The organism is Streptomyces nojiriensis (genome assembly GCF_017639205.1).
Lineage (GTDB): Bacteria > Actinomycetota > Actinomycetes > Streptomycetales > Streptomycetaceae > Streptomyces > Streptomyces nojiriensis.
Window position 1 is genome coordinate 7,171,335 of record NZ_CP071139.1, and the last position, 17,819, is coordinate 7,189,153.

A 17,819-nucleotide genomic window follows, 5' to 3' on the forward strand; every position below is an offset into this window, starting at 1 on the left:
TGCCATTGCCGTGGCGGCAGATCGTGGGGGGTCCGCATGTCGCCGTTCTCGGCGAATTTCCGCCTGCCCGGAAACAGAAAGGCGCGCGCAACACGCGCGCGCCTTGCCGGGCGCACCGGCATCACACTCTCCGTGGTGCTGGTCGCAACTCTTCTACCCGCCCAAGCCTGGGCGGCACCACCGGGCGACCGCAGCGGCGTCGAGCTGCCGGGGCTCCAGAAAGACGTCAAGGTCAAGCCCGACCAGGCCGCCATGGACGCGCTCGGTCGATGGGTCGGTGATCCGCCCAAACCGCTCGAGGACTACACGCCGACCGCCGTGGCGCCGCCCGCGGAAGCCTCGGCCACCATCCCGCTGGCGCCCGTCCCCACTGCCGACTTCGTTCAGGTCGGCTCGCTCCCCGTCAGCATCGGCAAGGTTCCCGGGACGGGTGCCGCGCCGACGGGCACCTGGTCGGCGGCCGTCGAAGGCCGCACGAAGACCGAAGCCGCCGGCGTGGACGGCGCGATCATCAAGATCACGCCGCCCGTCGACGCCGTGAACCCGGTCGACGTCGCTCTGGACTACTCGAAGTTCCAGGACCTGTACGGCACCGAGTGGTCCTCACGCCTGAAGCTGCGGCAGTACCCCGCTTGCTTCCTCGACCACCCCGAACTGCCCGAATGCTCTGTCTCCGTAGACGTCCCGAGCTCGAACGACACCGGCGGCAAGAAGGTCATCGCGACCCTCGACCCGGCTGCGACCCCCGTTCAGGGCATGCAGACCATGAGCGTGGGCGGCGCCGCCGGCGCCATGGCGGTCGTCGCCTCCGACGGTGCGGCGGGCGCGGGCGGTTCGTACAAGGCCACCTCCCTCTCGCCCTCGGGCAAATGGACCGCAGGCGGCAGCGGGGGCGGTTTCTCCTGGACCTACCCGCTGACGGTGCCCCCGGCACCGGCGGGCCCCACCCCGTCCATCGCGTTCTCGTACTCCTCGCAGGCGGTGGACGGCAAGACGTCCGTGACGAACGGTCAGGCGTCCTGGGTCGGTGACGGCTGGGACTACAACCCGGGCTTCGTCGAACGCCGTTACCGCTCCTGCTCCGAAGACCTGAAGGCTTCGTCGAGCGGCAAGCCGAACAACGACAACGCCACGGACAAGAAGAAGGGCGACCTGTGCTGGGCCGGCGACAACGTCGTCCTGTCCCTCAACGGGTCGACGACCGAGCTCGTCCACGACGCCGCGAGCGGTGCCTGGGTCCCCGCCACGGACGACGGCTCCAAGGTCGAGCTCAAGACCGGCAGCGGCAACGGCGCGAAGGACGGCGAATACTGGGTCGTCACCACGCGTGACGGCATGCGCTACCACTACGGGCGCCACAGCGTCGGCACCCACGGGGACGGCTCGTCACCCACGACCGTGACCGACTCCGTCTTCACCGTCCCGGTCTTCGGCAACCACCCTGGTGAGCCCTGCTATCAGCCGGCCTACGCGAATTCCTCCTGCACCCAGGCCTGGCGCTGGAACCTCGACTACGTCGAGGACGTCCACGGCAACGCCATGATCATCGACTGGGCGAAGGAAGAGAACCGCTACGCCAAGAACGAGAAGGTCAACGAGAAGGACCGCGCCAAGGTCGGGTACATCCGCGGCGGATACCCGACCCGCATCCTCTACGGACTCCGCGCCGACAACCTCGCCGGTGCCCCTGCGGGCCGAGTCGAGTTCGGTGTGGCGCAGCGGTGCTTCGAGGAGAAGAACGTCTCCTGCGCCGAGTCCCTGTTCGGTTCCAAGAACGGAATCGGATGGTACGACACCCCCGCCTCGTTGAACTGCAAGATGGACGCGGCGGCCTGCGAAACCTTCTCTCCCACGTTCTGGTCGCGCATGCGCCTGGACCGTGTCACCACCTACGGCCAGCGGACCGAGGGCTCCACGGCGCTCACCAAGGTCGACCAGTGGGCCCTCAAGCAGTCGCTCCCCAAGCACCGCACCGACACCAGCCCTCCGCTGTGGCTGGAGTCCATCACCCGGACCGCCTACGGCGCCAAGAACGACACCATCGGTGTCTCGCTGCCCCCGGTCTCCTTCAAGGCCAACGTGGTGGACATGCCCAACCGTGTCCTGAAGGCGGACACGAACGGGAAGCCCGACGCCGCACCGGACTTCGACAGGCTCCGGGTGGGGACCATCCTCACCGAGACCGGTGGCGAGATCGAGGTCAGGTACTCGGCCCCGTGCGCGAAGGGGACCAGCGTCCCCGACCTGGCGAAGAACACCACGCGCTGCTTCCCCGTGCACTGGTCCGCGGACTCAGGACTGGACCCGGACAAGGTCCCGCCGATCGAGCTGTTCAACAAGTACGTCGTGGACAGCGTGATCGAGAAGGACCGGGTGGCACAGCGCCCCGACCTCAAGACCAGCTACACGTACGAGGACGCCGCCTGGGCCAAGGACGACGACGAGTTCACCAAGCCCGATCGGCGTACCTACAGTCAGTGGCGCGGCTACGCCAGCGTCCTCACCACGACGGGTGCGACCGAGAACGCGGGCAAGGCCAACGCGACCGAGCAGAGCCAGACCCGCACCCGGTACTTCCGCGGTCTGTCCACCGACGCAGCCAAGATCACTGTCAAGGATTCCTCCGGCACGGAAGAGCTCGGCGAGGACCTTCCCCAGTACCAGGGCCAGGTCGCCGAGACCATCACCTACACCAAGGTCGGCGGCAGCGTCGAGAGCCGCCAGTTGTCTTCACCCTGGCGGAGCAAGCGGATCGCCTCCCGGCCCCGAGCCGACAACACCCCCTTGGAGGCGTACCGCTTGGGCACGGCACGCACTGACGAGATCCAGTCCGTCAGTGGCGGCAAGTCCCGGCTGGTGCGCACCCTCAATACATACGAGGACGAGCCCACTTCCTACGGTCTGTTGCTCACCACACAGACCGATGTCTCGGAGAACAAGGGCACTGGCTGGGCCACCGTCAAGCAGTCCTGCACCAAGCCCAAGTACGTTCACAACCCCACGAACAACCTCATCGGTCTGCAGTCCGAGGTCATCGAGACGACAGGTGACTGCGCCGGCGGTGGCATCGAGGCCGGCACGCGCCTGAATGCCACCCGGACTTCGTACGACGCGGTCAATGCCTTCGGCGCCGCGCCCACCAAGGGTCTCCCGTACCAGGTCGACAGCACTGACGCGGCAGGCACCGGCTGGATGACGTCCGGGCGCACCGAGTACGACGCGATCGGCCGCGCCGTCAAGACGTACGACGCCGCGGGCACCCCGTCGAGCGTCGCCTTCAGCCCTCCGACCGGACCGGCGTTCTCCAGTACGGCGACCAATGCCCTCGGGCATGCGGTGACCACCAAGGTGGACCCGGCCCGCGGCAGCGTCCTGGAGTCGACCGACGCGAACGGCCGCAAGGTCACCACGGTCTACGACGAGCTCGGCCGGAGCACCGAGGTCCGGACGCCTTCGCAGAAGCCGACCGATCCGGCGGCCTACACGTTCGAATACCAGATCGCCGAACTCAAGACGCCGGCCGTCATCTCCCGCACCCTCAAGGACAACGGCACCTACAGCACTTCCATCGCGATCTACGACGGACTGCTGCGTCCCCGCCAGAGCCAGACCGAAGGCCCGGGCGGCGCACGCCTGATCACGGACACCCTGCACGGTGCGAACGGAACCGTTAGCGAAACCAACAGCAGCTACCTCGCCGAAGGCAAGGTGAGCACGGAGCTCTACGTCCCCAAGTCGGTCACCGAGGTACCCAGCTCCACCCAGACCGCTTATGACGGCCTCGGCCGCGCCGTGCGCGTCACCACCCTGGAGAAGGGCGAAGCCAGGCAGTCCGCCGTCACGCAGTACGGCGGCGACTGGACCCTGACCCGCAGCGGGATGTCGCCCACCGGGTCGTCCCCGCTGCCCGGCAGCCGCGCCGTCAAGACGTGGACCGACGCCCTGGGCCGCACCTCCGAGATCGAGCAGTACACCGCCACCGATCTCAGCACGTCGACCAAGACCGGCTACACCTACGACGTTCGCGGCAAGCTCGCCAAGGTCACCGACACGGCCGGCAACAACTGGACCTACACCCACGACGCCCGCGGGCGGACGACCGCGTCGGAGGACCCCGACACGGGCAAGTCGACCTTCACGTACAACAACCTCGACCAGCAGGTCTCGACGACCAACGTCTACAACGTCACCCAGTACACCTCCTACGACGTACTCGGCCGCAAGACCGCGCTGCGCGACGACTCCGAAACCTCCGACCCCATCGCCACCTGGACCTACGACACCCTCCCGGGCGGCAAGGGCCAGCCCGTCGCCTCCACCCGCAAGTGGGGCGCCGGCTCATACAAGACCGAGGTCACCGGCTACGACAGCGAGTACCGGCCGACCGGATCGCGGATCACCATCCCGGACCTGCCCGCCACGAAGGGCCTGGCCGGCAGCTACGCCTACAGCACCACGTACACCCCCACCGGCAAGGTGCAGTCGACGACCCTTCCGGCCACGATCGGCGGTCTCGCCGCCGAGAAGCTGATCACCCGCTACAACGCCGACGGCATGGTGCAGACCATGTCCGGCCTCTCCTGGTACACCGCGGACACGGTCTACAGCCCCTACGGCGAGATCCTGCGCACCGCCTCCGGCAACGCACCAAACCGCGTGTGGACCACGAACACCTACGACCCCCACACCGGGCGGGTCGCCTCGGCGACCAGCCACAAGGAGACGCGCGACTCCGCGTCCGGCTCGAATCTCCTCTCCTCTCTCAGCTTCACGTACGACACGGTCGGCAACCCGACCGCGATCAAGGACACCTACCCCGGCACCACCACGCAGTCTCCGGCCCTCGTCGACCGTCAGTGCTACAGCTACGACGCCATGGGCCAGCTCGTTCGTGCCTGGACGGGCAAGACGGAAGGCTGCCCCACCAGTCCCACGGGCCCTGCGCGCACGGAGGTGGGATCGGGTACGCCGGGTGATGCCTACTGGCAGGACTACCAGTTCGACGCCATAGGCAACCGCACCAAGCTCACCGATCGCGACCCGACCGACAGCGCCCTCGACGACGAGACGACGTACACGTACGGCGTGGAGATCACGGGCGGTGCCCTTCCCAACCCCAAGAAGCAGCCCCATGCCCTGACCAAGGTCAACAAGACCACGAGGACGCCCGGCTCTACCGTCGACTCCCTGTCCACGTATACCTACAGTGCGGCGGGCAGCACCAAGACCCGGACCATCAACGGAGACACCCAGACCCTGAACTGGGACCGTCGCAGCAAGCTCCTCTCGGCCACCAGCCCCGGCATCGGTTCCGTCGCGGTCACGGGCCTCTCCGGCAAGTGCCTCGACGTCCAGGACGGCGATACCGCCGACGGCACTCCCGTCCAGCTGCTGTCATGCAACGAGACCAAGCCCCAGCAGTGGCGAATCACCGGCGACACCGTCCAGGCCCTCGGCAAGTGCCTCACCGCCGAAAACGGCAAGGCCGTCCTGAAGGCCTGCACGCCGGGCGCGCAGAGCCAGAAGTTCACCTACCGCGAGACGGACAAGGCCCTCGTCACCGGCACCAACCAATGCCTCACCGTCCCCAACGACAATGACGCCGAGGGCAACGACCTGCACACCTTCACGTGTGCCAGCCCGGGTGCCACGCCGGCGCAGCAGTGGAGCTTCGGCAACGTCACCAGCTACCTCTACGACGCGTCCGGCAACCGGGTCATCCAGGACACGGGCAGCGCCCGCACCCTCTACCTCGGTGAAACCGAGATCACCGTCGACAAGGCCGGCAAGGCCATGGACGCCGTCCGCTACTACAGCAGCCCCGGCGCCCCGGCCACGGTCCGACGCACCAACGGCAAGACTACCGGCCACACCCTGTCGCACCTGCTCACCGACCACCACAACACCGCCACCATCAGCGTCGACCAGAAGGCCGGCCAGCCGACCACCCGCCGCAAGTCCGACCCGTACGGCAACCCCCGCGGAAGCCAGCCCGCCAGCTGGCCGGGCGACCGTACCTTCCTCGGCGTCGGCAACGACGACAACACCACGGGCCTCACCCACATCGGTGCCCGCGAATACGAAGCCAGCACAGGCCGCTTCATCACCGTCGACCCGGTCATCGACATCACCGACCCGCTCCAGATGAACGGGTACACCTACGCCAACGGCAACCCCATCACCAATCTGGATCCGGACGGCCGCAAGTACTTCGAGGGAGACAACAGCGACCCCGGATTCCAGGCAGCTTCGCAGAACGTCGTGCAGGTTGCCCAGGCGAGGCAGGACCGGCGGAACGACATTCGGCAGAATACGCGTAACACTTTCGAACGGACCCGCTCCAAGCTGCTTTCCGGAAAGAAAGACTATCTGCGCAATTATAAGAGCAGTTCGGGCAAGGAATTTGCCCGAATTCAGGGCAAGTATGACCCGGATGGCTATTCGGTCACCAAGCAGATCTCCTTCAAGATGTGGACATTTGGCGCATCCCAAGAGGAGCTCGATTACTTCAATGGCCACTATTGTGATTTCGTAAAGTGCAACAACTGGCTGGAAGCGCTGGAGACCGGCGAGTCGGTCTCCTCGGATATATATGAAAAGAACTCCTCCCAGCTGATGGGTGAAATGTTCGGCGGGGCGGCGGCCTCTCGTACAGCGGGCATGAAGAAGGCGAGGGCGGCAGCGGGGAAGCCGTGCGGAAATAGCTTTGTCGCTGGAACGCATGTGCTCCTCGCCGACGGAACCAGCAGGCCCATCGAGAGCCTGGTGGACGGCGACGAGGTCCTTGCTACCGACCCCGAGACCGGCGAGACCTCGAAGAAGATGGTCACGGCGACCATCTACACAGAAGATGACAAGACCTACGTCGACCTCGGAATTCAAACCCCCGAGGGCATCAAGACCATCACCGCGACAGGCCACCACCCCTTCTGGTCGGAATCGGACCAGGCGTGGAAGGATGCCGAAGATCTCAAGCCTGGAGAAATCCTACGTACAGGCAGCGGATCGTCCGTAGCGATCGCCGCGGCCCGTGCCTACGAAGCGTTCAATCAGACCTACAACCTCACCGTCGCCGACCTGCACACGTACTATGTGCTGGCAGGGGAAACGCCGGTACTCGTTCACAACAGCAACTGCGGTGTCCGTCAGCACGACAAAGCCCGGGGTGCCGCCGGTGTTGATGAAATGACAGCGACGTTTGAGAAGTTCTACAAGAAGTCCGATATCTACAGCGAAAGCTACGGGAACGGACTCGAACTCTGGACCCCTTACGGCAAGCGCCAAGTAGATATCGCGGTCAGGAATCCAGACGGCAACCTTCACCTTTACGAGGTGAAGGTGAATAAATCGAATTACACAAGGGGTCAGCGAAGGAAGGACGAATGGCTAGCGCAGACGTACGGGTTTGAAACCTCAGTCGTTCGTCGCGGTACAGAGTGTCCAATCTGCAACCCCTAACCTGAGAGGATGGCCAGTGAGTAGCGACTTCGGCTTCTGGAAGCGCGGTGTTGGGGAACCTGAGGAAATCTTCGACAACCTTGCCGAGGGTGACACCAGCGACCTTGTCGTGAGCCCTGACGTGTTGCGGTTCCGGGAGGAGTTGCTGACTAGGTGGCCAGATGTGGATGATGTTCTGGAGCCGTCTCGGTTCGACCTGGAAGAGGAACCGGATGATGCGGGAAAGTACGTCCTCCTGACCCTTTCGGTTCGCCAACTGGATTATCTCCCTGAGATTCTTGACATGGCGAAGAGGAATGGCCTCGTCGGATTTAGCGGAGTGGCGGGCGAGCCGATTTAGGCTTCCGATTCACTACGCATCGAGGCGCAAAGATGCGGCCCCTGTGGGTGTCACCTACAGGGGCCGTTTTGCGGCTTGACGGCAGTAGTTGACGGCAACGGCGGCGGACACCAGGTGTCCGCCGCCGTTGCCGTACGTGTGTCAGGGGTGGTCGAGGGCGCGGCCGAGGAGATCGATGGCGTCGCGTTGGAGGCGGAGTCGGACGTGGGCGTAGACGGTGGCGGTGACGCCGATGTGAGCGTGGCCGAGGAGCTCCTTGATGACGACGAGTTCGACGCCCTGCTCCAGGAGCAAGGTAGCGGTGGAGTGGCGGAGGTCGTGGAAGCGGATGCGGCGGAGGCCGGCGCGGCGGAGAAGCGTGGTGAAGGCGCGGGTGAGGTTGGTTGGGTCGATGGGGCGGCCCTGCGCAGTGGTGAACACGTGGATGCTGTGCTGCCACGCCGTGCCTGCGGCCTCGCGCTCGCGCTGCTGCTGTTCGTGGTGGTGCTTCAGTGAGCGGAGGCAGCGAGCGGGGAGGGCGATGCGGCGCTCGGAAGCCCGCGTCTTGGTGGGCAGCGTGGTGAGCCCGCCGACACTGGTGCGCTGAAGGGTGCGACGAATGACTGCGGTGCCCGCGTCGAGGTCGAGGTCTTCCCAGTGCAGGCCGAGGAGTTCGCCCTTGCGGAGTCCGGTGTGGAGGGCGAGTTCGAACAGCGCGTGCAGCCGGTGGCTCTGGGGGCTGGTGAGGAGCTGGCGGGCTTCGTCGGCGGTGAGGGGTTCGAAACGGCGGGGGCGGGGTGTGCCGGTGCGGACGTTGCGGGCGACGTTGCGTGGGATCTCCTCCTCGCGCACGGCGTGCTCCAGGGCGGACTTGAGCACGGAGTGGATGTAGGCCAACGTCAGCGGAGAGAGCCGCTTGGAACAGCATGCTCCGATGGCGCAACAACGGGGCTCATCACGCTGGCCATCGATGCTGCGCGAGCAGCACTGGCAGGTGGTGCGGAGCTGGTTGAGCCAGGTGCGGACGTCCTTGGCGGTGAGCTTGGCGAGCTTCTTCCGTCCGAGTCCGGGTATGAGGTAGAGCCGGGCGACGGCGGTGTAGCGGGTGTGGGTGTTCTCGCGGAGCTGGTGGACGGCGATGTTCTCCAGCCAGTACGTCAGGTACGCGGCCAGGCTGCCCTGCGCGGAGGGTGCGGGGAGTCCGCGGTTGCTGTTGGCGATCTTCTCGGTGAGTTTGGCCAGGGCTTCTTTGCGGGTGGTGCCGTAGACGCGGACGCGCTTGCGGGTGTTGCCGGGGGCGAGGACGTATCCGGCGGCTTCCCAGCGGCTGTCCTTGCGCTGGTAGACGGTTCCGTCGCCGTTGGCGCGGGTGCGGCGGGAGGCGGGGGTGTCGCGGCGTGTGGTCATCCCGCGGCTTCCTGTTCGAGGCGGGTGCGGATGAAGTCGGTCAGCGCGTGGGTGGGGATGCGGCGGGCGCGGCCGAGGGTGATCGAGGCGAGCTGTCCGGAGCGGAGGAGGTCGTAGACGGCGGAGCGGCCGAGCTGGAGGCGGGCCATCACCTGGGGCACCGTGAGCAGCTCCAGCGCCGATGCCGCCTCCGAGTGGAGGACGGCGAGCGGGGGCGAGGCCATCAGCAGCCCCCTTCGGCCGCGAACTGCCGTTCCAGTTCCTTGCTGTGCCAGACGTGGGCGGCGAGGAGTGCGGCGCCGGGGGTGTAGCCCGAGCCGAGGTAGTCCCATTGGCCGACGACGAGAGTGGTGGTCGGGTCGAGGTCGGGCAGGTCGGCGCGGATGCGGGCTTGTTCGGTGCGCCAGGCGCGGCGGACGTCGCGCAGCGCGCCGAGAGTGGTGGAGTAGCTGCGGGACTTGGTGGAGAAGTGGCCCCGGAAGCCGAGCATGTGCTCCCACTTCCGGAGCTTGAGATCGGCGAACTCCGGCAGCCTGCCTAGCTCCCAGCAGGTGCGGATCATCTGCCGAACGTGGCGTGCTACCGCGAGCCGTGGCAGCGGGCGGGCCTGCCCGGTGCCGCCGCAGGCGGTGCACGGGAGCGGGGTCCCGTGAGGCAGGAGGGTGGCGCCGCGTCCCTGGCAGGGGCGGCAGAACAAGGCGCGGTCGAGGATGCCGGAGGCGTCGGCGGACTTGGTGGCGTATTTCGCCACGTAGGCGGCCACGGCCTGGTCGGTGAATTCGGCGTCGGTGCCGAAGGCCGCGATCTCGCGTACGTCGAGCTGTTCGCCCCAGGCGAGTTCGCGTTCCCCGACCGCACCGGAGTCAACGGTGACGCGGACTCGCGCGGCGGCGGCGCGTACGGCTTCGGTGAGCACGGTGATGGTGGCGTACGGCGGCGGGGGCTGGCTGTTGCCGTCGGGGCCGTCGAGCCGGATGACGGCGTGGAAGTGGACCAGGCCGCGCTGCTGGTACTCGGCGACCTTCGCGAAGGACACCCGCAGGACCGCGTGGGCGGCCTTCTGGGTCATGCCGAGCCCGGCGGCGATCTCGCGGCGCAGGTAGGTGGTGAAGCGGGCCCACAGCGTGGAGGCATAGGCGTTGAACAGGACCGCGCCCTCGTAGTCGTACGTCGCCGGGTTCAGCGGCGTCCCGATCAGAGCGTCCTTGGGTTCGTGGAGTTTGCGGCAGCGGCAGGGCCAGATGTCGCCGCCGGGGGTGGTGAGGCGGTTGTGGACAGGGCCGAAGGACGGCGGGGTGAGAGTGACGAAGACCCGGGGGTGGGTGCGGACGGTGTCAGGCACGCTCTTGCCGCCGGAGAGGCCGGCGCGGATGAGGTGATAGGTGTCGGCGGCGTAGAGGCGGGAGCAGGCCGGGCAGCGGGAGGCGCGGCGGTTGCCGCACGTGGTGAGCAGACTGCCCGTGGGTTCCTCGGACGTGGTGTAGGAGCGCAGCACCTCACCTGTTGCGGTGTCGACGGTGACGGTGCGGCCGATCAGACGTACGGGTTCGGTGCAGCCGCCGAGGCGCTCGATCTGCTGCTGTGCGCGGTCGAAGTCGGTGTGGTTGACCAGGTGGATTAGGTCCCGCACGGCGGGGCTTGCCACGTGGCGCAGGTCCAGGGTGACCATGTCGGGGCGTGTCCCTTCTGTCGGGGTGGTGGCCCCGAGCAGCAACCGGCCTGTCAGGGAGGCGTGTTGGTGCTGCTCGGGGCATGACGAACCAGGCCCGGGGGTGGGCGTGGGTTCAGTGAGGGGGATTCGGCCAGTGGGGCGCGGGGCTCAGAGCTGAGCGAGCGCGGCGGTGGCCACCGGCAGGGCGACGCCCATTCGGTTCCCCAACTGGGCCGCAGTGATAGGCGCTTCGTGCTCGTCGCGGTGGGTGTCCGCGATACGCCGGGCCGCATCCAGCAGAGCAGTAGGCAGAGCCGGGCGGGAGGTGGTCGTGGCCGTCTTGGTGACGGTGACCAGCGTGGCGGCCGGAGCCGAGGTGGGAGCGGAGTTGGGTTCCTCGGCCACGGCCCGAGCAGGTGCAAGGGTGGGCGCGACGGTCGGGGCCGATTCGGGGATCGGGGGCACCGTATTGGAGACCGGTACAGGGGTGGGCGTGAGCGGGCCGGCCTCCAGGTGCGGGGTGGGGTGGGTGTGGAACTGGGCGAGGAAGGCGGGGCCGACGTGGCCCCAGCCGAGCAGCAGGAGCGGAGCGACGGTGTCCAGGCAGGCCCGTCCGTAGCGTCCGGCCAGCAGCGGTTCAGCGGTGTTCAGCGCGAGGGTGAGCAGGCCGCACAGGTGCAGCAGCCGGGTACCGGCCTTCAGCTCACGCTTGGGGACGCCGCGCAGGGCGAGGAACCGCAGCGCGACCAAGAGCCCGACGACTGACAGGTCCACCATGGGAGCGATCAGCGGCGCGATCGGGCGGGGAACGCCGAGCCGCAGGGCGAGCGCCCAGACGTTGCCGAAGGAGAAGACGAAGGCCAGGGCCGCGATGACCGCCATGACCACGGGCACGGTGCGTCGGGTGAACCGTTCCTCCGCCATATGCTCAACCTCCTTCTTGGAATGGGCTTTTGGGGCTACTTGGCGAGCGATGCAATGGCGTCGTCCGGCTCGTCATCGAGGATCGTGCGGCTGGTCGAGGCGAGGAGAGCGTCCAGGCACAGGGCGGGATCGGTGGTCAGGTGCGAGGTGTCCTCGGCGACGCGGGCCGCGTCGGCGTCTGAGACGTACGGGGTGCGGATGCGGGTGTAGCCGGGGCGGCCCTGCATCGCCATCACCGCGACGCCGACGTAGGCGGGGTCCTGCAAGGTGACCGGGCTGGCGTCGGGCCAGTTGCGGATGTCGTCGCCCAGCGCGGCCACCGCGGCTTCCACGGTCTTCTGCGCGAAGGACAGCCCGATGGGGCACACGTCGCGGATGAAGGTGGGGATGGCGTCGCCGGTGGTCTTCTGGCTGATGAGGATCACCAGGATGCCGACGCTGCGGCCCTTCTTGACCAGGTCCTCCACCAGCCGGGTGTTCTCCGCCGTCAGCGCGCCAAAACGTTTCGTCTCGGCGTCGCTGCCCTTGTACTCGCGGAAGAATGTATGCGCCTCGTCGATGATCAGGACCGTGAGCGGCCACTGCGGCGAGGGGCCGACGTGCCACATGTTCTTCACGCCCAGTACGTCACGGATGGTCGAGGACCGGCGACGACGCAGCTCCACCAGCCGCTTGAACAGTGCGTTGGCTTCGTCAAGGTCGTCCCCGCAGAACGCGAACATCCGCTTGATGAGGTCGGCGTAGTCGCCCTCCGAGGCCCGTGACACCTTGCCGTCCGCAGTCGCGATCTGCACGGCCGGGGAGGGCGCGAAGTCGCAGACGAACTTGTTGACGGTCGAGGTCTTGCCCGCGCCGGGGGTGCCGGCCACGGTCACGCCGGGCACGTTGGCCAAGGACACGCACACCTTGGCGGCGTACTCGTCCACGCCCAGCTCCCAACGCGTCAGGGCCGTGGGCGGGCGGCCGGTGGGCCGATGCCCGGTCGGCGTGGTCAGGGGGTCGGAGCGCACGCCCCGGATCACTACTCGGCCGGGGCCGTCCGGCAGTACGGAGACCCGGGTGCAGCGCCAGGCGTCGGCCAGGAACCGTGCAGCCTTCTGGTACTCCTCCAGCCCGACCTGCGGCAGAGTCTTCGCTCGCACGACCACGCCGAACCGGTCGGGCTTCACCTTGATCCGGGGAGTGAGCACCCGAGGTGCGGGGGCGGGGCCGTCTTTGGACGCGGTGATCTGCGCGAGCAGGCCCGGGGTCTTGTCGGTGACCGTCAGCCCGGCCATCCGCGCGAGCCGTACCCAGCCCCACCGCACCCGGACGGCCTGCCGCATGCTCACCCGCGTGCCCCGGTCGGCACGCACGTAGCGCACCACCGTCACCAGCAGCCACACACCGACCAGCGCAGTAGCGATCGGCAGCGCGTACGACGCGTATCCCGCGATGGCTTCCATGTCATGCCCCCTCTTCGCGTATCAGGTGGAGCACATGACCCAGGTCCAGGCGGGCCGCCTGCTCCGGGTTCAGGCCGAGCAGATCGAGCACCGCAGACGAGGCGGCGAACGTGGCCTTGCCTTCGGTCCCCGGCAGCGGTCGGAGTGGGTACAACTCCCGCTCTGGTACGGAGTTTTCGAAGCGGATCACTGGGCCGCCTCCACCGTCACCAGCTCCAGGCGGGCGGCCCGGTAGGCGACGCCGTCGGAGAGCTGTCCGTTGAAGATTCGCGCCCACGGAGTTGCGAACAGCTCCACCGGCCGCACCATCGCACCCGGCTTCAGCCCGGCCGCCAGGCCCGTCTCCGGCACCGTGATCTTCAGAACCTCGGCCCGGCCTTCCTCCATGAGCATCACGGTCACCGTGTACAGCGACGCACCGGTCTCCCGGTCGGTGGCGACCTCACCGGTCTGCTGGTCCTTGATCTTCAGCACCGGGTCGGTGCCCGCGATGCACACCGCCGACGGCAGCAGGGCAACACGGATACGGGTCATGGCCATGCCATCACATCCTCGTTCTATGGAGCCGCTTGAACGGCTCGCCACGACCATAGCGGCACACTCGCTACACCCGCAACACTCGATTCGTATCGCTACAGCGATACAGCTAGAACGCCGAGGACGCCCGGGTGTGCCGCGAGTGCTGGCCCCGCTACCCTCGTGCCATGAAGCTGCCCCTGGGAGAGGACCCCCGGCCGCCATACGTCCAGGCCGCCGACGTCCTGCGCGCCGCGATCCACGACGGCGAGCTGCGCCCAGGCGAGCGGCTCCCCGCCGCGCGCGAGCTGCAAAAGCGCTTCGGCATCGCCAGCTCCACGGTCCAAAACGCCCTGCGATTGCTCAAGGAGGAGGGGCTGATCTACTCGGTCCTGGGCCGGGGCAGCTACGTCCGAGCGCCGAAGCCGATGGCACCCGCCGAAGCGAAGACGGACGCCGTCGAGGAAAACGAGGTCGATTCCGGCGAGTCCGATCCTGAGTACATCGGTCTCGGCGACCTCCGACGCGGTTGGCAGACCGCCGACAGTCCCGCCGACGATCCACGCCCCCCGTATGTGCGGACTGCGGACGAACTCCGCAAGCAGATCCAGGACGGCCGACTTGCGCCGGGCGCCAAGCTCCCGTCCGCCCGCGACCTGCAAGCTCAGTACGGCATCGCCAACTCCACCGCGCAGAACGCCCTGCGGGTCCTCAAGGAGGAGGGGCTGATCTATTCCGTACAGGGCCGAGGCGTCTTCGTTCGCCAGCTCGGCCCGCGCGATCAGTTCCTCAAGCGCTACAACGAGGGGTTGGAGGAAATGGCGGCGCAGCGCCGTGCGGACGAGGAAGCGGTGCGGCTCAGCGGAAAGAGCGACGACGAAGTGGCCGCCGAACTCGCGGCCGCCGAGGAACGATTCACCAAGGCCAGCACCGAGTTCGAAGCCGCCACCGCCCACCGTGATGCCATGCGCGCCGTCATGGAGCAACGCAAGCGTCTCAGCGGCAACTACACGCCAGAAGAGACCGCCGCCAAGGCCCAGCGCCTGCACGACCGGCTGAACGAAGGCAGACGCCGACGCTGAACCGACCGCACGCGGTAGAGCGGCAGGACACGAGACACGCGAGGCGAGCTGTTCAGAGTTTCTTTACTTGATCAAGGGCGTCCCGCTGACGCGGGCCGCCGCGCGCCGGCGGTCGGTGACCGCCGCCTGCTCCTGTCTGCCGCCCCGCTGGCGACGGCCGCCGACCACTCGGCGCGCAAAGCCCGGGAGCGTAGGTCGGACCACCAATCGGAAGCCCCGGTGCGACCGCTCAGCAGCAGACTGGCCGGGCACCTGAGAGGCCGCCCGGCGGGCTCGCGCCGTCCTGGACGCCCATGCTTGCTGCCTGGCTGGGGGCCGTGACGATGGAGATAACTGGGCTGATGCCGGTGCGGGGTTGAGCGAGACACACGTGGCGGGTGGTCGGTCGACGCGCCCGCCGTCGTGGCTGACTTTCTGTGGCAGAGGCCAGAACCCGCACAGCCAAGAGCACGGCACGCACGGAGGGCCCGTCCCTGCCGGGGCTGATGAGGAGGGGGAGCCTCAATCGGATTCGCCCGGCAGGGACGGGAGACGGGTGGGTCAGCGCGGTGCGGCGCTTGGGCGAGCGAGGCGGGTTACGTCTGGCGCCAGGTCCGCCAGGGGCGGGTGATGATCTCCCGGTAGGTGTGGTGGGACGGGTTCTGGCCGCAGTGCCGGAGTACCCAGTCCTGCGGTTCGGCGAAGTCCTCGCTTGTCGGCGAGGTCTCTCCGTCCACGGCGCACTGCATCGCGTAATGGACCGGCTCTGCGTCCGGCTCGCGGTCGGGCTGGAGCGTCCAGGTCTCGTAGCGCAGGACCGAGCGAGGGGTCACCGTCCCCACCTCCGGTTGGCCACGGCCACCTTCGCGCTCAACTCCTCCGTGGGAGTCGGCGTACGTACGTCCTCGGGCGGCACGTCCCACTCCCGGCCACCGCGCGGTGGTCGAAGCTGCACGTACGTCCCCACATGCCCCATCACTACGCCCACCTTGCCGCTTCGCCGGTCGACCACCAGGGCGCCGGCATCGGGTGAGACGGTGTGCCCGTCGGCATCAGGGGTGGGGGCCGTCACCGTGACCACCCCAGCGAGGCGGCGCGCGACCGGGCGTCCAGTCGCAGGGCGGGAACACATGGGGTGGCGCTCATTCGCACGGTGACGCTCCTCGGCGGCGTTGATGCGTGCCCCTGGGCCTGTTGGTGTCGCAGGGTCGGCACCGATCCTCACGCTGGTCACCGGGACGAAGGAACCTCCACCAAACCCCATTTCGGGACGTCCTGCACCGTGTAGAACGTCCCTAGTGCCGTCCTGAAACGAAGGGGGAGACTCGTGCCGAACGAGAGACTACGAGCCGTCATGGCGGCGGGAGGCTGGACGTACGCCGCACTCGCTCAGCAGGTCGAGGTCGACCCCAAGTCGATCGAGCGCTGGGTGAACCTCGGGCGTATCCCACGTCGTGCCACCGCCCTCCAGGCGGCCAAGGCCCTGGGAGAAGACGTGCACGCACTCTGGCCGGCGCTCCGCCAGGCCCGCCCCGCCCGCGCCATCAGCCCCGAACTGGTCGCGCTCTACGAACAGCGGGCCGACCTCCCCGTCTCGACGTTCACCGACCTGATGGCCCAAGCCCGGGAGCGGATCGACATCCTCGTCTACGCGGCCGTCTTCCTCCACGAGGCGTACCCGCGGCTGAACGAACTCCTCACCGAACGCGCCGCCGAAGGCTGCACCGTCCGCATCGCGATCGGGGACCCCGACAGCGACAACGTCCAAGCCCGCGGCCAGGAAGAGCGGTTCGGCCACGGCATCGAATCCCGCTGCCGCCTCGCGCTCATGCACTACAAGCCGCTCGCCGACACCCCCGGCATCGAAGTCCGCACCCACGAAACCACGCTCTACAACTCCCTCTACCGCGCCGACGACCAGCAACTCGTCAACGCACACGTCTGGGGCGTCAACGCCTACGCAGCCCCCGTGTGGCACCTTCGCCGACACCAGGAGAGCGGCATGTTCGACACCTACGCCGACAGCTTCGACTCCGTGTGGGCGACCGCAACCCCCGTACGAGAGGAAGACTGACCGTGGCCCGCACCGAGTACTACGACGACCCCAACGCGCCCAAGCCGAACAGCATGGTCGTCGCTGCCTCCGCCGTCGTCACCGACGACCACGGGCGCATCCTCCTCCAGCGCCGCCGCGACAACGACCTATGGGCCCTGCCCGGAGGCGGAATGGACCTCACCGACTCCCTGCCAGGCACGGCCGTCCGAGAGGTCAAAGAGGAGACCGGCCTCGACGTCGAGATCACCGGCCTGGTCGGCACCTACACCGACCCGAAACACATCATCGCCTACACCGACAGCGAGGTCCGGCGACAGTTCAACGTCTGCTTCACCGCCCGCATCACCGGCGGCCAACTGGCAATCTCCGACGAGTCCACCGAACTCCGGTTCGTGCCGCCGGAAGAGATCGAGCAGCTGCCGATGCACCACACCCAACGACTCAGGCTCCAACACTTCCTGGAACAGCGCGAAAAGCCGTACCTGGGCTGAACCGTCTGACGGCAGTAGCGACGGCAACAACCCCGCACAACCACGAACGCCCACGCACTTCACCGGACCAGCAAACTGCGCTTGACCTGCGAAAAAGCAGGTAGAGGGGTCCGCGTAGCACACGTACTATGTTTTGGCGGGCGACACACCGGTCCTCGTTCACAACAGCAACTGCCCCAACGGGAAGTTGTCGGATCCTCTGCCCAGGGGGATGAATAACAAGATCGCTTCGGCCTACGACGGCGTGAAGGCGGGGCGGATTCCTTCGCACGATACCTATTCAGGCCACGAGCATCCGTGGTGGGCAGGCTCTAAGGAGTACCGGGTGCCCGGTAGGCCGGAAACTGACAGAATCCTGGAAAAGGAGTTGCCGAACGGCGCCAAGGTGTACGGCTGGACGTCCACGCATTACACGAAGATTCAACGCTTCAGCGCACCCCACTTCCCTGACGCGGGGTGGAATTAGTAGCTTTATTGGTTAACTGGTGCAG

15 protein-coding genes are annotated in these 17,819 nt (G+C 67.5%); 6 read left to right on the plus strand and 9 right to left on the minus strand.

The genetic code is table 11. From position 1 onward, the window contains the following. Positions 1–36: 36 nt before the first annotated feature. Entirely contained in the window at positions 37–7,458 is a 7,422-nt protein-coding gene (locus tag JYK04_RS41990; RefSeq protein WP_268254154.1) for a polymorphic toxin-type HINT domain-containing protein, read from the plus strand. A 16-nt stretch (positions 7,459–7,474) separates the two neighbouring features. Beyond that, positions 7,475–7,798 carry a hypothetical protein gene (locus JYK04_RS33180; protein ID WP_189740644.1) on the plus strand — a complete coding sequence of 108 codons (324 nt, stop codon included), beginning with the start codon at positions 7,475–7,477 and terminating at the stop codon, positions 7,796–7,798. A gap of 141 nt (positions 7,799–7,939) precedes the next feature. Here JYK04_RS33180 and JYK04_RS33185 read toward each other — a convergent pair whose 3' ends face one another. From JYK04_RS33185 to JYK04_RS33215, 7 genes are all read right to left on the minus strand, one after another. Continuing rightward, positions 7,940–9,184, minus strand: coding sequence for a tyrosine-type recombinase/integrase (locus tag JYK04_RS33185; protein WP_189740647.1), 1,245 nt, complete (start codon positions 9,182–9,184; stop codon positions 7,940–7,942). Beyond that, positions 9,181–9,408 (minus strand): helix-turn-helix domain-containing protein, encoded by a 228-nt coding sequence (locus JYK04_RS33190; protein WP_189740649.1) that lies wholly within the window; start codon positions 9,406–9,408, stop codon positions 9,181–9,183. Before JYK04_RS33190 ends, JYK04_RS33185 begins: the two co-directional genes overlap by 4 nt. After that, complete coding sequence (locus JYK04_RS33195; RefSeq protein ID WP_189740652.1) at positions 9,408–10,853, minus strand: zinc finger-like domain-containing protein; 1,446 nt, start codon at positions 10,851–10,853, stop codon at positions 9,408–9,410. The genes JYK04_RS33190 and JYK04_RS33195 overlap by 1 nt, the downstream gene beginning before the upstream one ends. Positions 10,854–11,003: 150 nt before the next feature. Continuing rightward, the gene (locus JYK04_RS33200) at positions 11,004–11,759 is read right to left on the minus strand and encodes a DUF2637 domain-containing protein (RefSeq protein ID WP_189740655.1); all 756 of its coding nucleotides are present in this window, start codon (positions 11,757–11,759) and stop codon (positions 11,004–11,006) included. A 35-nt stretch (positions 11,760–11,794) separates the two neighbouring features. After that, positions 11,795–13,204, minus strand: coding sequence for an FtsK/SpoIIIE domain-containing protein (locus tag JYK04_RS33205; RefSeq protein WP_189740658.1), 1,410 nt, complete (start codon positions 13,202–13,204; stop codon positions 11,795–11,797). Position 13,205: 1 nt separating this feature from the next. Continuing rightward, a complete protein-coding gene (locus JYK04_RS33210) occupies positions 13,206–13,394 on the minus strand; it encodes a hypothetical protein (RefSeq protein WP_189740661.1) in 189 nt (62 codons plus the stop codon). Beyond that, entirely contained in the window at positions 13,391–13,744 is a 354-nt protein-coding gene (locus JYK04_RS33215) for an SCO3933 family regulatory protein (RefSeq protein WP_030307049.1), read from the minus strand. The genes JYK04_RS33210 and JYK04_RS33215 overlap by 4 nt, the downstream gene beginning before the upstream one ends. A gap of 164 nt (positions 13,745–13,908) precedes the next feature. Here JYK04_RS33215 and JYK04_RS33220 point away from each other — a divergent pair, with 164 nt between their 5' ends. Further along, complete coding sequence (locus tag JYK04_RS33220; RefSeq protein ID WP_189740664.1) at positions 13,909–14,802, plus strand: GntR family transcriptional regulator; 894 nt, start codon at positions 13,909–13,911, stop codon at positions 14,800–14,802. A gap of 575 nt (positions 14,803–15,377) precedes the next feature. Here the strand turns inward: JYK04_RS33220 and JYK04_RS33225 are convergent. After that, positions 15,378–15,623 carry a DUF7848 domain-containing protein gene (locus JYK04_RS33225; protein WP_032759868.1) on the minus strand — a complete coding sequence of 82 codons (246 nt, stop codon included), beginning with the start codon at positions 15,621–15,623 and terminating at the stop codon, positions 15,378–15,380. After that, positions 15,611–15,862, minus strand: coding sequence for a hypothetical protein (locus tag JYK04_RS41550; RefSeq protein ID WP_229875828.1), 252 nt, complete (start codon positions 15,860–15,862; stop codon positions 15,611–15,613). The genes JYK04_RS33225 and JYK04_RS41550 overlap by 13 nt, the downstream gene beginning before the upstream one ends. Before the next feature lie 273 nt (positions 15,863–16,135). Between JYK04_RS41550 and JYK04_RS33230 the strand changes: the two genes are divergently transcribed. From JYK04_RS33230 to JYK04_RS33240, 3 genes are all read left to right on the plus strand, one after another. Beyond that, positions 16,136–16,855, plus strand: a complete 720-nt coding sequence (locus JYK04_RS33230) for a helix-turn-helix domain-containing protein (RefSeq protein ID WP_189741393.1) — start codon at positions 16,136–16,138, stop codon at positions 16,853–16,855. Between the two features lie 2 nt (positions 16,856–16,857). Then, positions 16,858–17,328, plus strand: a complete 471-nt coding sequence (locus JYK04_RS33235) for an NUDIX hydrolase (RefSeq protein ID WP_189740667.1) — start codon at positions 16,858–16,860, stop codon at positions 17,326–17,328. Between the two features lie 211 nt (positions 17,329–17,539). Further along, positions 17,540–17,794, plus strand: coding sequence for a hypothetical protein (locus tag JYK04_RS33240; protein WP_189740669.1), 255 nt, complete (start codon positions 17,540–17,542; stop codon positions 17,792–17,794). The last annotated feature ends 25 nt before the right edge of the window (positions 17,795–17,819 follow it).

Excerpts from the sequence above, each read along its gene's own strand:
- JYK04_RS33185 (WP_189740647.1), bottom strand. The coding sequence starts at position 9,184 with ATGACCACACGCCGCGACACCCCCGCCTCCCGCCGCACCCGCGCCAAC.
- JYK04_RS41990 (WP_268254154.1), top strand. The coding sequence starts at position 37 with ATGTCGCCGTTCTCGGCGAATTTCCGCCTGCCCGGAAACAGAAAGGCG.
- JYK04_RS33205 (WP_189740658.1), bottom strand. The coding sequence starts at position 13,204 with ATGGAAGCCATCGCGGGATACGCGTCGTACGCGCTGCCGATCGCTACT.
- JYK04_RS33215 (WP_030307049.1), bottom strand. The coding sequence starts at position 13,744 with ATGGCCATGACCCGTATCCGTGTTGCCCTGCTGCCGTCGGCGGTGTGC.
- JYK04_RS33220 (WP_189740664.1), top strand. The coding sequence starts at position 13,909 with ATGAAGCTGCCCCTGGGAGAGGACCCCCGGCCGCCATACGTCCAGGCC.
- JYK04_RS33190 (WP_189740649.1), bottom strand. The coding sequence starts at position 9,408 with ATGGCCTCGCCCCCGCTCGCCGTCCTCCACTCGGAGGCGGCATCGGCG.
- JYK04_RS33195 (WP_189740652.1), bottom strand. The coding sequence starts at position 10,853 with ATGGTCACCCTGGACCTGCGCCACGTGGCAAGCCCCGCCGTGCGGGAC.
- JYK04_RS33230 (WP_189741393.1), top strand. The coding sequence starts at position 16,136 with ATGGCGGCGGGAGGCTGGACGTACGCCGCACTCGCTCAGCAGGTCGAG.
- JYK04_RS33240 (WP_189740669.1), top strand. The coding sequence starts at position 17,540 with ATGAATAACAAGATCGCTTCGGCCTACGACGGCGTGAAGGCGGGGCGG.
- JYK04_RS33200 (WP_189740655.1), bottom strand. The coding sequence starts at position 11,759 with ATGGCGGAGGAACGGTTCACCCGACGCACCGTGCCCGTGGTCATGGCG.